Origin of the sequence: Mesorhizobium sp. AA23 (assembly GCF_001672435.1) — a bacterium.
GTDB lineage: Bacteria > Pseudomonadota > Alphaproteobacteria > Rhizobiales > Rhizobiaceae > Mesorhizobium.
The window spans coordinates 84,746-98,681 of record NZ_LYTP01000012.1 but is presented as its reverse complement, the minus strand read 5'-3'; the positions used below and the strand labels follow the sequence as shown (position 1 = coordinate 98,681).

Here is a 13,936-nt window from a genome sequence, read left to right as displayed (position 1 = left end):
TGATTCATTGCGGGGTCGCCGGGTGCAGATCGGTGATTTCCAGAATGACGCCATGAGCGTCTGTCATGCTTGGATGTTCTACCAGATCGAAGCTCCAGCGGTGAGCGCTTTCTTCCACTTCGGCCCGGTAATCCCGGCCTTTGTGAAAAAGCGAACGCGCGCCCTTGGTCAGCCAGGGTGCGGCAAGATCGAGCAGGTCCGGAAGCGCCGCCAATGCCCGCGCCGTAACAACTTCCGGTGCAGAAACAAGTGGATAGCTGTCATCGATGCGTCGCGCCAGCACGCGCGCCGGTAGGCCGAATTGGCCGACGACCGATTGCAGGAACGACGCCTTCTTGCGGTTGCTTTCAACCAGATCGATCGTGGCGCCCGGCCGCTCTGCAAGCAGAAAACCGAGTACCAATCCGGGAAAGCCGCCGCCCGAGCCGAGGTCGACCCAGCGCATTGCGGTCGGCGCGATTCGCGCAAGCTGGGCGCTGTCCAGGATGTGGCGGCGCCAGACGTCGTCTAGCGTCGATGGCGCCGCCAGATTGATGCTGCGGTTCCATTTTTGAAAATGCCGCTCGAAGGCCTGCAGCCGCTCGAATGTTTCACGTGAAACCGGACCCGCTGCCTTCTGCAGGTCCGCCCAGGCATCGCCACTCACGCGACCGACCTTCGTGCAGCCAGCTCGGCATTGCGAACATGCGCGACAATGATCGCCAGAGCCGCTGGCGTCATCCCTTCCATGCGCTGCGCGTCGGCAATCGAGCGCGGCCGGCGTGCCTTCATCTTCTGCTTCAGCTCATTGGAAAGGCCTGGCACGTCCGCGAAGTCGATGGTCTCCGGAATGAGCCGCGATTCCTCGTGCCTGATCTGCGCCACGTCAGCCTGTTGGCGCTCGAGATAGACGGAATATTTCGCCTCGGTCTCAAGCCGCTCTGCCGTTTTGGGGTCGAGTTCGCCAAACCGTGGCTCGATCCGCGTCAACCAGACCATATCGACGCCGGGATAGGCGAGAAGGTCGTAGGCGGAACGCCGAACGCCGTCCCGGTTGATCTCCAGTCCATGCCGCGCGGCTTCATTCGGCGTGAAGGCGATCGACTTTGCCAGCGCGCGGGCAGCGTCGAGCTTCACACTGATCGCGCCGAAACGTTGCATCCGCTCGGAGGAGGCGATCCCCAAGCGGTCGGCCAGCGGCGTCAGTCGCTCGTCGGCATTGTCGGCGCGCAGCGAAAGCCGGAACTCCGCCCGCGAAGTGAACATGCGATAGGGCTCGGCAATGCCGCGGCTGGTGAGGTCGTCGATCATCACGCCGATATAGGCTTCGGTGCGGCTGAGCACGACCGGCTCGCTTGACGATGCCCCGCGCGCGGCGTTGATGCCGGCAAGCAGGCCTTGCGCGCCGGCTTCCTCGTAACCGGTGGTGCCGTTGATCTGCCCGGCCAGAAACAGCCTGGCGACGCGTTTCGTCTCCAGCGTCGGCTTGAGCTCGCGCGGGTCGACATGGTCATATTCGATGGCGTATCCCGGCTGCAGCATCGTCGCCCGTTCCAGCCCGGGGATCGTCTTCAACATGTCGAGCTGCACCTTTTCCGGCAGCGAGGTCGAGATGCCGTTCGGATAGACGGTGTCGTCGTCGAGGCCCTCCGGCTCGAGGAAGATCTGGTGACCCTCGCGGTCGCCGAACTTGACGATCTTGTCCTCGATCGAGGGACAGTAGCGCGGCCCAACGCCTTCGATCGAGCCGGAATACATCGCCGAACGCTTCAAATTGAGGCGAATCAACTCATGTGTCGCTTGCGTAGTGCGGGTGATACCGCAGTTGATCTGCGGGTTCGCGATGCGGTCTGTTATCAGCGAGAACGGCACCGGCTGATCGTCTGCGGCCTGGCGTTCCAGTGAGGCCCAATCGATGGTGCGGCCGTCGAGGCGAGGGGGCGTCCCGGTCTTCAGCCGCCCGAGCTTGAAACCGGCCCGCGCCATCGTCGCCGAGAGCCCATGGCTCGCCTGCTCGTTCATCCGGCCGGCGACGATCTTCTTCTCGCCGATATGGATCAGCCCGCGCAGGAATGTGCCGGTCGTCAGCACCACGGCGCCGCAGGCGAGCCGCCTGTCACCGGAGACCAGCACGGCCGCAACCCGACCGTCCTCGATCTCGAGGTCCAGGACTTCGCCTTCCACCACGTCGAGATTGGCCTGCTCGCGGAGCGCCGCCTGCATGGCAAGACGATAGAGCTTGCGGTCGGCCTGGGTCCGCGGCCCACGCACCGCCGGGCCCTTGCGGCGGTTGAGCAGGCGGAATTGGATGCCGGCGGCATCCGCGATGCGGCCCATCAACCCGTCCATGGCGTCGATCTCGCGCACGAGATGACCCTTGCCGAGTCCGCCGATGGCCGGATTGCAGGACATGACGCCGATCGTCTCGAAGCGCAGCGTCACCAGCGCCGTCCGGGCGCCGGCGCGCGCAGCCGCGCTCGCCGCTTCGCATCCGGCATGGCCGCCGCCCACCACCACCACGTCATAGTGATTGGTCATTGCAAGAATCCGTTTCAGAGATGCTTTGACACATGTCCCCGCCAGCCTCCGCTGTCAAGGATGCAGTCCGTTGCGGAGGTGATCGCCGGGGATGGGCTGCGTGCCAGTGGTCTGCCTGTCCGACCTCGTCCCGAAGGAAGGAAGGCGCTTATCCCACGGACGATTTTTCACTTCTCAAGCGCTGCGAATCAGCGCCATTGGCTTTAGTGGCCAGCCGTCCTCGCCTTCTACGAGGCAGGCAATGAGGGGCAGCGCCGTTTGGCTAGCACGTCACGCGTCTGGAGCCCGGACTCGTTTCACGTGAAACACCATCCGCCGCATCCTGCCGTTGTTTCACGTGAATCATCCGGAGCGCATAGCCGCCCCGCGTTTCACGTGAATCACTTGCCGATGCAGAACTGGGAAAAGATGACGTCGAGCATATCCTCGACATCGACGGCGCCGATAATTCGCCCAAGCCGGTCCGTGGCCACCCGCAACTCTTCCGCGCGCAGCTCCAGGCTTTGCCCCGACAGCGCCGCCGAGAGAAAATCCTTCGCCTCCTCCAGCAGCTCGATATGGCGGAGCCTCGACGGCAAGATCTCACCGGCCCCTCCGACTGCGGCAGCGGCGCGACTCGCAATCTCGTCCAGCAGTTCCGAAATTCCGGTACCTTCCTTGGAAGAGATGGCCAAATCATAGGCCCCTCTGCGCGCTCCCATGAGATCGGTTTTGGTCCCGATGCTCAGGAGCGGAACACCTGTCGGAACCGCGCCGACGGGCTGTGGATGGACCATATCCTCTAGCAGCAAAACCAGGTCGGCGCCACCGGCCTTGGCACGCGCTCGTTCGATGCCGATCGTCTCCACCTTGCCGGCGGCCTCGCGCAGGCCTGCCGTATCGACGACCCGAACTCTCATCCCGTGGAGCTCCAGCACCACCTCCAGCAGGTCGCGCGTGGTGCCCGGCTCGTCGGTGACAATTGCCGCCTCGCGTTGGGCCAGGGCGTTGAACAGACTGGACTTGCCGGCATTCGGCGCGCCGAGGATGACGACCTCGAAGCCATCGCGAATGATCTCGGCCGCCTTGAACCCCTGAATGTGGCGTTCGATCTCGTCGGCCATCCCCGCCACATCGGTCCAGACCGCCTTCGAGACCGAACCCGGCACATCCTCCTCCTCAGCGAAGTCGATTTCCGCCTCGATCATTGCTCGAGCATGGATCAACCGCCGGCGCCACCCCGAATAGAGCTCGCTCTGCGCGCCCTCGAAGTTACGCACGGCAAACCGTCGCTGCGCCTCCGTCTCGGCATTGACGAGGTCCGCCAGCGCCTCGGTCTCGACCAGATCGAGCTTGCCGTTGAGAAAGGCGCGCCGCGTGAATTCGCCAGGCTCGGCATGTCTGACGCCGGCAAAGCCGGTGAGCGTTTCCAGCATTTTTGCCGCAACGGCGCGGCTGCCGTGTACATGGAACTCGCCAACGTCCTCGCCGGTGAAGCTGCTAGGTCCGGGAAAGAACACAACAAGCCCGTGATCGATGACCGAACCGTCCGGTGCCATCACCTTGCGCAACGTGGTAAAGCGATCCTTAATACCGCCACCGACAATCGTTTCGAGTACGAATCGAGTCTTGGGGCCGGAGATGCGAATTACGGCGATGCCGGCGGGCAGGCGACCGCTCGAAAGCGCTACGATAGAATCCTTCGAAGTTGCCATTTGCCCGACCTGCCGAACCACCCTAGGTATCTTCTTTCAGGCGCCGTTCCGGACGTCAGCCGTAGCTTTCCCGGAATTGCCTGCTCATCAACGGCCGAGCCGCTCATTGTGACCTTGCCCGCGCGAAACCTGCTTGCCGAAGAGGCCAGCCCCTATCTGCAGCAGCACAGCGACAATCCCGTGCATTGGCGGGGCTGGTCGCCGGACGCCCTTGCCGAGGCGAAGGAACTCGGACGGCCGATCCTGCTGTCCATCGGCTATGCCGCCTGCCACTGGTGCCATGTCATGGCCCATGAAAGCTTCGAGAACGATGCCGTCGCCGCCGTCATGAACCGCCTCTTCGTCAATATCAAGGTCGATCGCGAGGAGCGCCCGGATATCGACCAGATCTACATGGCGGCACTCCATGCCATGGGCGAGCAGGGCGGCTGGCCGCTGACCATGTTCCTTACGCCCGATGGTAAGCCTTTCTGGGGCGGCACCTATTTTCCGCGCGAGGCGCGCTATGGACGGCCGGGCTTTGTCCAGGTGCTGGAGGCGGTCGACAAGGCCTGGCGCGAGAAGCAGGAGAGCCTTGGCCAAAGCGCCGACGCGCTGACCACCCATGTCGAGCAGCGGCTGGCCGGCGCGAAGGGAAAGGCGGTGCTTGACCGCGGCACGCTTGCCGATCTCGCCGGCCGCATCGAGGGCATGGTCGACGGCGATCTCGGCGGCTTGCGCGGCGCGCCGAAATTCCCCAACGCGCCCTTCATGCACAGTCTGTGGCTGTCCTGGCTGCGCGACGGCCAGACCGCCCATCGCGACGCCGTGCTCATCAGCCTGGAAAAAATGCTCGCCGGCGGCATCTACGACCATGTCGGTGGCGGTCTCAGCCGTTACTCGACCGATGCCGAATGGCTGGTCCCGCATTTCGAGAAGATGCTTTACGACAACGCCCAGCTCATCCGCATGTGCAATTGGGCCTTCGCGGCAACAGGCAATGAGTTGTTTCGGAAGCGAATCGAGGAAACCGTGGCCTGGCTGCTGCGGGAAATGCGCGTCGAGGGCGGCGCTTTTGCGGCCAGCCTCGATGCCGACAGCGAAGGCGAGGAGGGGTTGTTCTACACCTGGAGCGGGGAAGAGGTTGAAGCCGCACTCGGTGCTGATTCCGCTCGCTTCTTCCAATATTTCGAGCTCGCCGCTCCGCATGGCTGGGAAGGCAAGCCCATCATCCGCCAGAGCGAGGCACAGCAGCGCCAGGGGATCAGCGATGACGCTCAGCTCGCAGCGCTGAAGGCGAAATTGCTAGCTGCCAGAGAAAATCGCGTCAGGCCCGGCCGCGACGCCAAGGCACTTACCGATTGGAACGGATTGATGATTGCGGCCCTCGCGGAAGCGGGCCGCTCCTTCGGGCGAGCCGACTGGGTGGACGCCGCCGTCAAGGCCTTCGCCCACATCGTCGAAGCCAGCAAGGACGGCCGCCTGCCGCATTCGATGCTCGGCGACAAGAAGCTTTTCCCGGCGCTGTCGAGCGACTATGCCGCCATGACCAACGCGGCGATCGCGCTGTTCGAGGCAACCGGCAGTTCTGCCTATATGGACCATGCCCGGCAGTTCATCGATCGGCTCGACCGCTGGCATCAGGATCCTGAAAAGACCGGCTATTATCTGACGGCGTCCGACAGCGTCGATGTGCCGATCCGTATCCGCGGCGATGTCGATGAGGCAATCCCCTCCGCCACGGGCCAAATCATCGAGGCGCTGGTCCGGCTCTCGTCCCTTATCGGCGATCCCGATCTTTGGGCAAAGGCCTGGACGACAGCCGAACACGCCATGGGTCGCGCCGCGCAGCAAGCCTATGGCCAGGCCGGCATCATCAACGCCTGCGCCCTGGCACTCGAGCCGCTGAAGCTCGTCATCATAGACAAGCCTGATTCCTCAGGCCTCGTTCCGGTGGCGAATCGAAGTTCCGATCCACGCCGGGTCGATATCGTACTGCCCATCGGTACGGAAGCGAATCAACCGCTTTTGCCGGGCGGCGTGCTGCCGCCGACGGACAAGCCGGGAGCCTGGTTCTGCAGCGGACAGACATGCCTGCCGGCGGTTACGGATGCGGGCGAGTTGGAGAAGCTGTTGCGGCGGGAATAAACAGCTTCGTCTCCTCGGTTTGACCCAGGATCTATGTCGCGGCGCTTCCGACGAATGCGGCGGTGCGGAATTCTGCACCGCCGCAAAGCTCATGGACTTAGGGTTCTGCGCAGCGTCGCCTCGCTCCTTGCTCCGCCTTGTATGCCGAAGAAAGGACCGGTCCCTCGGCGCCCGATCAGGTATTCATCGAATCGAAGAAATCCGCGTTGGTCTTGGTCTGCTTGAGCTTGTCGATGAGGAATTCGATCGCATCGGTCGTTCCCATCGGCGCAAGGATCCGGCGCAGCACGAAGATCTTCTGCAGATCCGAACGCGGCACCAGAAGGTCCTCCTTGCGGGTCCCGGACTTGAGGATGTCGATCGCCGGGTAGATGCGCTTGTCGGCCACCTTGCGGTCGAGCTGGATTTCACAGTTGCCGGTGCCCTTGAACTCTTCGAAGATGACTTCGTCCATGCGGCTGCCGGTGTCGATCAGCGCGGTGGCGATGATCGTGAGCGACCCGCCTTCCTCAATGTTGCGCGCGGCGCCGAAGAAGCGCTTCGGACGCTGCAGCGCGTTGGCGTCGACACCGCCGGTCAACACCTTGCCGGATGACGGCACCACGGTGTTGTAGGCGCGTCCGAGGCGGGTGATCGAATCGAGCAGGATGACGACATCGCGCCCATGCTCGACCAGGCGCTTGGCCTTCTCGATCACCATTTCGGCGACCTGCACATGGCGCGCTGCCGGTTCGTCGAAGGTCGAGGAAATGACTTCGCCCTTGACCGAGCGCTGCATGTCGGTGACTTCCTCCGGACGCTCGTCGATCAGAAGAACGATCAGGTAGCATTCCGGATGATTGGCGGTGATCGAGTGCGCGATGTTCTGCAACAGCACCGTCTTACCGGTGCGCGGCTGAGCGTTGATCAGCGCGCGCTGGCCCTTGCCGATCGGCGCCACCAGGTCGATCACACGCGGCGAGATGTCCTTGGTCGGGGGATTGTCGACCTCCATCTTCAGCCGCGAGGTCGGGTAGAGCGGCGTCAGGTTGTCGAAGTGGATCTTGTGCCGGATCTTCTCCGGATCATCGAAATTGATCGTGTTGACCTTGAGCAGCGCGAAATAACGCTCGCCCTCTTTCGGGCTGCGGATCGGCCCTTCGACCGTATCGCCGGTCTTCAGCGAAAAGCGCCTGATCTGCGACGGTGAAATATAGATATCGTCGGGACCCGGCAGGTAATTGGCGTTGGCCGAGCGCAGGAAGCCGAAACCGTCCTGCAGTACCTCGACCACGCCTTCGCCGATGATCTCGACGTCCTGGATGGCGAGCTTCTTCAGGATCGCGAACATCAGCTCCTGCTTGCGCATGACGCTGGCGTTCTCCACCTCGAGCGATTCGGCGTAAGCGATCAGCTCCGGCGGCTTCTTGTTTTTGAACTCTGCGAGTTTCATTTCTTGCATTAGATGGACTCTGGGTAGGCTTTGGGGAGAAAAAATCGGCTGGATGCGACAAATGCCGGGCGCGGCCGAAAGCGAGAAAGGGGCGGCGCATGACGGGAAGGAAGACCCGTCTTTTATCGTCGGTCGCCTGAAAGAGCAAGCCGCCTTTTGCCGGGTATGGGGAAGCCTCAGAACGGCTTCACGATGACCAGGATGACGATGACGATCATCAGCAATGTGGGGAGTTCATTGACGATCCGCCAGTGCCTCGCCGGCTTTTCGTTCTTGTCCTCGGCAAATTTTCTCACCGCGCCGGCGAGATAGCCGTGCAGACCCGAAAGCAGCAGCACGGCGAGGATCTTGGCGTGCAGCCAGCCGCCCTGGAAACCGAAGCCCTTCCAGGCGAGCCAAAGCCCGAACACCCAGGTCACGGTCATCGCCGGGTTGATGATGGCGCGCAGCAGCCGGCGCTCCATCACCTTGAAGGTCTCGGACTGCGCGGAGCCTTTCTCGGCGTCGACATGATAGACGAAAAGCCGGGGCAGATAGAGCATCCCGGCCATCCAGGCGATGACGGCAATCACATGGATTGCCTTCGCCCAGGGATAGAAGCTGTCCGGCGCCACAAGGAAGAGCAGGGCGGTCAGGACGACCAGCAGGACGATGCCGATCAACATGCGCTTCATCGCCTGGCCGGCGCTGTTCTCGTTGATCGTCTCTGTCATCGATGGCTCCGCACCATTTTCACCATGGCCTCGACATGTGCCACAGGCGTTTCCGGCGTGATGCCGTGGCCGAGATTGAAGATCAGCGGCCCGTTGCCCAGCGTGCGAAGGATGGCGTCGACGCCGTCGGCCAGCGCTCTGCCGCCGGCAACCAGGCGAAGCGGATCGAGATTGCCCTGCACCGCGCCTTCGCTTTGCAATTCCTTTGCCATCGACAGCGGCACGGTCCAGTCGAGCCCGAGCCCGGTGATCCCGGTCTTCTTCCTGTAATCGCGATAGCGCTCGCCGGCGCCCTTGGGAAACCCGATCACCGGAACATCCGGATGCGCGGCCTTCACTTGCCGGACAATCTCCGCAACGGGCTCGATGCAAAACGCCTCAAAGGACGCTTCATCGAGAACACCCGACCAGGAGTCGAAAATCTGCACCACATCGGCGCCGGCCTCGATCTGGCGGATGAGATAGGCGGCCGAATGGTCGGCCAGTATCTTCAGGAGCCGCGCAAGGGCCTCCGGCTCGCGATAGGCAAAAAGCCTGGCCGGTCCCTGGTCCGGCGTGCCGTGGCCGGCAATCATATAGGTCGCCACCGTCCAAGGCGCGCCGCAGAAGCCGATCAAGGTCGTTTCAACCGGAAGCTTCGCACGCAGACGGCGGACCGTTTCGTAGACCGGTTCGAGATTCACGTGAAACGTTTCGCCGTCCAAGGTCTCGATTTCGGCTGCCGCAATCGGCTTGAGGATCGGCCCGTATCCCTCTTCGAAGCGGACATCTCGTCCCAGCGCATCGGGCACAACCAGGATATCGGAGAACAGGATCGAAGCATCGAAGCCGAAGCGCTCGATCGGCTGCAGCGTCACCTCGACGGCAAGATCCGGATCATAGCAGAGATCGAGGAAAGAACCGGCCCGCTTCCGGGTCTCGCGATACTCCGGCAGATAACGCCCTGCCTGACGCATCATCCAGAGCGGCGGCGGTGAAACCGTCTCGCCCTTGAGGACGTCCAGCACGATCCGTTTCCCAGCCATCCAGTGCTCGCCCTCTCCAGGTCTCTTAAATCAAATATCTATTTTAAAAGAGTCTTCTGATTCTAAGAGTCTGTTGGTTGTGGTGGTTGTGACCTGTCCCGCCTGCCGCTCGAAAAGGCCAGTCAGCATATTGTCGCGCAGCCGCTTTCTCAATTTGGAGCGATCTGGGGACGAACTGGATTCAGGCTTTCGAGTCAGCGCCTTGGCTCTTCTGCTGCGGACCTCGAGCTGTGGATGAAATCGGCCAAGAAAAGTTGGTCCCCGGTTTTGTCCCCAGCGCCCCGACAAAGCCTACAGCGGGGCGAATTGTGGACAAGGTGGCATCTGATACAGTCGCCTTCGACGTCACGACCTTTCTGTCCAACCTTGTCCACATCTGCCCACAGTCTGGAACCAACTCTTGTGAACAAACCCCAGAGCTTCTTCCATCTGCATCTGATTTCCGACGCCACCGGCGAGACGCTGCTGGCGGCAGGCCGCGCCGCCTCCGCGCAATATAAGGACGCGCGCGCCATCGAGCACATCTATCCGCTGATCCGCACGGAAAAGCAGGTCGCCAAGGTGTTCGAGGATATCGAGGAGGAGCCCGGCATCATTCTCTACACCGTCGTCGACCAGAAGCTCGCGCGCAGCATCGACGAGCGCTGCGCCGCCATGGGCCTGCCCTGCGTCTCGGTGCTGGAGCCCGTGCTCAGCGTCTTCCAGTCCTATCTCGGCACGCCGGCCGGCCGGCGCGTCGGCGCCCAGCATGTGCTCGACGCCGAATATTTCCGCCGCATCGATGCGCTGAACTTCACCATGGAGCATGACGACGGCCAGTTGCCGGCCAACATGGACGATGCCGATGTCGTGCTGATCGGCATCTCGCGCACCTCCAAGACGCCGACGAGCATCTATCTCGCCAATCGCGGAATCAAGACCGCCAACATTCCGATCGTGCTCGGCGTGCCGCTGCCGGAAAGCCTGATCAACGCCAGGACGCCGCTGATCGTCGGCCTCGTCGCCACGGCCGAGCGCATCTCGCATGTCCGCCAGAACCGCATCCTCGGCAACAGCAACAACTACGTGCCGACCGACTATGTCGACCGCGCCGCCATCGCCGAGGAGCTCGCCTATGCGCGTCAGCTCTGCACCAGGCATGGCTGGCCGATGATCGACGTCAGCCGGCGCTCGATCGAGGAAACCGCGGCGGCGATCGTTGCCCTGCGGGGCAAGACGCGCTAGGGCAGGCGATATAAGTGAGCATTCCGTCCTGAGAGAAGGTGGCTCGGCGCATAGCGCCGAGACGGGTGACGGGCGCTGGACGGATCGCAACCGTTGGTGAACCAGTATGGCCGGCAAAATCGTCCTCGCTTCGGGCAGCCCGTTCCGCAAGGCAATGCTTATCAATGCCGGGCTCGACATAGAGGCGGTGCCGGCAGACGTCGACGAGCGCGCGCTCGAGGCGCCCTTGCAGGACAGCGGCGTGTCTCCCGAGGATGTCGCTTCGATCCTTGCCGAAGCCAAGGCGACCGAGGTCAGCGAGCGCCGGCCGGGCGCGCTGGTGCTCGGTTGCGACCAGACGCTGTCGCTTGGCGACGAAATTTTCCACAAGCCGGCCGATATGGAAGGGGCGCGGAGGCATCTCCTGGCCTTGTCGGGCAAGACCCATCAGCTGAACAGCGCCGCCGTGCTCTGCCGCGATGGCGAAGTGCTGTGGCGCCATGTCGGCATCGCCAGCCTCACCATGCGCAAGCTCGATCCCGCCTTCATCGGCCGCCACCTGGCGCGCGTCGGCGCCAAGGCGCTGGCGAGTGTCGGCGCCTACCAGATCGAGGGCGAGGGCATCCAGCTCTTCGAAAGGATCGAGGGCGACTATTTCACCATCGTCGGCCTGCCGCTGTTGCCGGTGCTGAAGGAGCTGCGCGCATTGGGAGCGATCGATGGTTGAGAAGCGGGCCTTCGTCACCGGCCACCCGATCGCGCATTCCCGCTCGCCCAAGATCCACCGCTACTGGCTGGAGGAATACGGCATCGACGGCAGCTACCAGGCAATCGACATTCGGCCGGAGGATTTCGCAGCATTCCTGAAATCACTCGGCGAGAATGGCTATCGCGGCGGCAATGTCACCATCCCGCACAAGGAAGCAGCCTTCGCCTTGGTCGAACGCCGCGACGAGGCCGCCGAAGCCATCGGCGCGGTCAACACGCTGTGGCTGGAAGACGGCGTGCTGTGGGGCGGCAATACCGACGCTCTCGGCTTTGCCGGCAATCTCGATGAACACGCCCCCGGCTGGGCGGCGAATGGTCCGGCCGTGGTGCTGGGCGCGGGTGGTGCCTCCGGCGCCGTCATCCACGCGCTGAAGGACCGGGGTCTCAACGACATCCGCATCGTCAACCGTACGCTGGCAAGGGCTGAGGAACTCGCCGACCGGTTCGGCGCCGGGGTTTCCGCGCATGGCGCCGGCGCGGTCGGCGAATTGCTTTCCGACGCCGGCCTGCTCGTCAACACCACCGCGCTCGGCATGCATGGCAACGAGATCCTTGCCGCCGATCCGGCCGGTCTGCCCGGCCACGCCATCGTCATCGACATCGTCTATGTACCGCTGGAGACGCCGCTGCTTGCTGCCGCCAGGGCGCGCGGCCTGAAGACCGTCGATGGCCTCGGCATGCTGCTGCACCAGGCCGTGCCCGGCTTCGAGCGCTGGTTCGGCAAGCGGCCGGAAGTGACGGCGCAGTTGCGGAGGATGATCGTCGCCGACATCGAAGCGCATTGATATGATCGTGCTCGGCCTCACCGGATCGATCGGCATGGGCAAGTCGACCACGGCAAAGATGTTCGCCGAGGCCGGCGTTCCGGTGCATGATTCCGACGAGACCGTGCATCGCCTCTATGCCGGCAAGGCAGCACCCTTGGTCGAACGAGCCTTTCCCGGCACGACAAAAGCGGGCGTGGTGGATCGTGCAAGGCTCGCCGAGACAGTGCTGGGCGATTCCGCCGCGCTGAAAAAGCTGGAGGCGATCATCCACCCGCTGGTGCGGGCCGACGCCGACGCCTTTTTGGCCCGCCATCGTGCGGCCGGGGCGCCGATTGCGGTGCTCGACATTCCGCTGCTGTTCGAGACCGGCGGCCGCAATCGCGTCGACAAGGTCGTGGTCGTCACCGCGCCGGCCGAGATCCAGCGCGCCCGCGTGCTCGCCAGGCCCGGGATGAGCGAAGATAAATTCGCTTCAATCCTCGCCAAGCAGGTGCCTGACGCCGAGAAACGCCGTCAGGCGGATTTCATCGTCGACACCGGCCAGGGTTTTGATGCCGCACGTGCGGCGGTGGCAGCCATCGTCAGCGAATTGACCGGGGATAAGTCCGGCAAAAACGCTTCCTGACGGCCGCTGTCAGCAGTCCCCATTGCCATTTTGTTCCGGTTGGTGATTCTGCTCTTTAGAGCGGATTGATTCGAATGCGTGAGATCATCTTCGATACCGAAACCACCGGCCTCGATTTGCGCGACGACCGCATCATCGAGCTCGGCGGCGTCGAACTGGTCAACCGTTTCCCGACCGGCCGCACCTTCCACAAGTTCATCAATCCGCAAGGCCGCGCCATTCACGCCGAGGCGCAGGCCGTGCATGGCATCAGCGCGGCGGATTTGGCCGGCAAGCCGACCTTCGCCGAAATCGCCGAGGAATGGCTGGCCTTCACCGACGGCGCCAAGCTGATCGCCCACAACGCCACTTTCGACCTTGGCTTCCTGAACCTCGAATACAGCCGGCTCGGTCATCCGGCCATCGATCCCGGCCGCATCGTCGACACGCTGGCGATCGCGCGCCGCAAGCATCCGATGGGTCCGAACTCGCTGGACGCGCTTTGCCGCCGCTACGGCATCGACAACACCCGCCGCACCAAGCACGGGGCGCTTCTCGACTCCGAATTGCTGGCCGAGGTCTATATCGAGCTCATCGGCGGCAAACAGGCGGCGCTGGTCCTGGAAACCGTGGCCGTGCAGATGAACGGTAGCGGCGAAGTCGCCGATATCGACATCTCGATCGGCGCAAGGCCGATCGCGCTGCCGCCGCGCCTCACCGAGGCGGATCGGGCGGCGCATGCCGGGCTTGTCGGCACGCTCGGCGAAAAGGCGCTATGGCTGAAGGTGGCGTCTGCGGGTTGAGCCGGGGCGCTCCCGGCGGCAACCGACGCGATTAGCCGAACCGCCCATCCGTTCGCCATACTCGGGCTTGACCCGAGTATCCATGCCGTGACCCTTGCGCAGAGTGCAACGGTGCAGAATTCCTTCACCGCAGCGACGCCTTAGCGTCACGGCATGCATTCTAACGTCGCTCCGCTCCTTGCTCCGCCCCAGAATGACGACCTAACGAATGCCGTCGCTAATTTCAGACGCCCCAACAAAAGCCCGGCGCGAAGCCGGGCTCCCGATACGATGGGTGGCGCGC

Annotated in this window: 12 protein-coding genes; 6 read left to right on the top strand and 6 right to left on the bottom strand. The window is 63.4% G+C overall.

The features are described from left to right. Nucleotides 1–4: 4 nt before the first annotated feature. The 3 genes from rsmG to mnmE all read right to left on the bottom strand — a co-directional run bounded on the left by rsmG (nt 5) and on the right by mnmE (nt 4,211). On the bottom strand, nt 5–646 hold the full coding sequence (gene rsmG / locus A9K66_RS11105; RefSeq protein ID WP_067323522.1) for a 16S rRNA (guanine(527)-N(7))-methyltransferase RsmG: 642 nt from the start codon (nt 644–646) through the stop codon (nt 5–7). Beyond that, complete coding sequence (gene mnmG, locus A9K66_RS11100) at nt 643–2,517, bottom strand: tRNA uridine-5-carboxymethylaminomethyl(34) synthesis enzyme MnmG (protein WP_067323520.1); 1,875 nt, start codon at nt 2,515–2,517, stop codon at nt 643–645. Before mnmG ends, rsmG begins: the two co-directional genes overlap by 4 nt. Nucleotides 2,518–2,897: 380 nt before the next feature. Then, on the bottom strand, nt 2,898–4,211 hold the full coding sequence (mnmE, locus tag A9K66_RS11095) for a tRNA uridine-5-carboxymethylaminomethyl(34) synthesis GTPase MnmE (protein WP_067323518.1): 1,314 nt from the start codon (nt 4,209–4,211) through the stop codon (nt 2,898–2,900). 108 nt (nt 4,212–4,319) lie between these two features. Between mnmE and A9K66_RS11090 the strand changes: the two genes are divergently transcribed. Then, the gene (locus tag A9K66_RS11090; protein ID WP_067323516.1) at nt 4,320–6,338 is read left to right on the top strand and encodes a thioredoxin domain-containing protein; all 2,019 of its coding nucleotides are present in this window, start codon (nt 4,320–4,322) and stop codon (nt 6,336–6,338) included. Nucleotides 6,339–6,513: 175 nt separating this feature from the next. Here A9K66_RS11090 and rho read toward each other — a convergent pair whose 3' ends face one another. The 3 genes from rho to hemE form a co-directional block, all read right to left on the bottom strand. Then, on the bottom strand, nt 6,514–7,779 hold the full coding sequence (gene rho, locus A9K66_RS11085; RefSeq protein WP_082953824.1) for a transcription termination factor Rho: 1,266 nt from the start codon (nt 7,777–7,779) through the stop codon (nt 6,514–6,516). Between the two features lie 167 nt (nt 7,780–7,946). Continuing rightward, on the bottom strand, nt 7,947–8,483 hold the full coding sequence (gene hemJ, locus A9K66_RS11080) for a protoporphyrinogen oxidase HemJ (RefSeq protein ID WP_067323513.1): 537 nt from the start codon (nt 8,481–8,483) through the stop codon (nt 7,947–7,949). Further along, entirely contained in the window at nt 8,480–9,508 is a 1,029-nt protein-coding gene (gene hemE, locus A9K66_RS11075; RefSeq protein ID WP_067323511.1) for a uroporphyrinogen decarboxylase, read from the bottom strand. The genes hemJ and hemE overlap by 4 nt, the downstream gene beginning before the upstream one ends. A gap of 402 nt (nt 9,509–9,910) precedes the next feature. Between hemE and A9K66_RS11070 the strand changes: the two genes are divergently transcribed. The 5 genes from A9K66_RS11070 (at nt 9,911) to dnaQ (ending at nt 13,653) form a co-directional block, all read left to right on the top strand. Then, nucleotides 9,911–10,732, top strand: a complete 822-nt coding sequence (locus A9K66_RS11070) for a pyruvate, water dikinase regulatory protein (protein WP_067323508.1) — start codon at nt 9,911–9,913, stop codon at nt 10,730–10,732. Nucleotides 10,733–10,838: 106 nt separating this feature from the next. After that, the gene (locus tag A9K66_RS11065) at nt 10,839–11,438 is read left to right on the top strand and encodes a Maf-like protein (protein ID WP_067323506.1); all 600 of its coding nucleotides are present in this window, start codon (nt 10,839–10,841) and stop codon (nt 11,436–11,438) included. Further along, nucleotides 11,431–12,264, top strand: coding sequence for a shikimate dehydrogenase (locus tag A9K66_RS11060; protein ID WP_067323504.1), 834 nt, complete (start codon nt 11,431–11,433; stop codon nt 12,262–12,264). Before A9K66_RS11065 ends, A9K66_RS11060 begins: the two co-directional genes overlap by 8 nt. A 1-nt stretch (nt 12,265) precedes the next feature. Then, entirely contained in the window at nt 12,266–12,871 is a 606-nt protein-coding gene (coaE, locus tag A9K66_RS11055) for a dephospho-CoA kinase (protein WP_067323503.1), read from the top strand. A gap of 74 nt (nt 12,872–12,945) precedes the next feature. Then, a complete protein-coding gene (dnaQ, locus tag A9K66_RS11050; RefSeq protein ID WP_067323502.1) occupies nt 12,946–13,653 on the top strand; it encodes a DNA polymerase III subunit epsilon in 708 nt (235 codons plus the stop codon). Nucleotides 13,654–13,936: the final 283 nt, after the last annotated feature.

Coding starts and splice junctions, on each gene's coding strand:
- mnmG (WP_067323520.1), bottom strand. CDS start 2,517: ATGACCAATCACTATGACGTGGTGGTGGTGGGCGGCGGCCATGCCGGA.
- mnmE (WP_067323518.1), bottom strand. CDS start 4,211: ATGGCAACTTCGAAGGATTCTATCGTAGCGCTTTCGAGCGGTCGCCTG.
- rho (WP_082953824.1), bottom strand. CDS start 7,779: ATGCAAGAAATGAAACTCGCAGAGTTCAAAAACAAGAAGCCGCCGGAG.
- hemJ (WP_067323513.1), bottom strand. CDS start 8,483: ATGACAGAGACGATCAACGAGAACAGCGCCGGCCAGGCGATGAAGCGC.
- hemE (WP_067323511.1), bottom strand. CDS start 9,508: ATGGCTGGGAAACGGATCGTGCTGGACGTCCTCAAGGGCGAGACGGTT.
- A9K66_RS11065 (WP_067323506.1), top strand. CDS start 10,839: ATGGCCGGCAAAATCGTCCTCGCTTCGGGCAGCCCGTTCCGCAAGGCA.
- A9K66_RS11060 (WP_067323504.1), top strand. CDS start 11,431: ATGGTTGAGAAGCGGGCCTTCGTCACCGGCCACCCGATCGCGCATTCC.
- coaE (WP_067323503.1), top strand. CDS start 12,266: ATGATCGTGCTCGGCCTCACCGGATCGATCGGCATGGGCAAGTCGACC.
- dnaQ (WP_067323502.1), top strand. CDS start 12,946: ATGCGTGAGATCATCTTCGATACCGAAACCACCGGCCTCGATTTGCGC.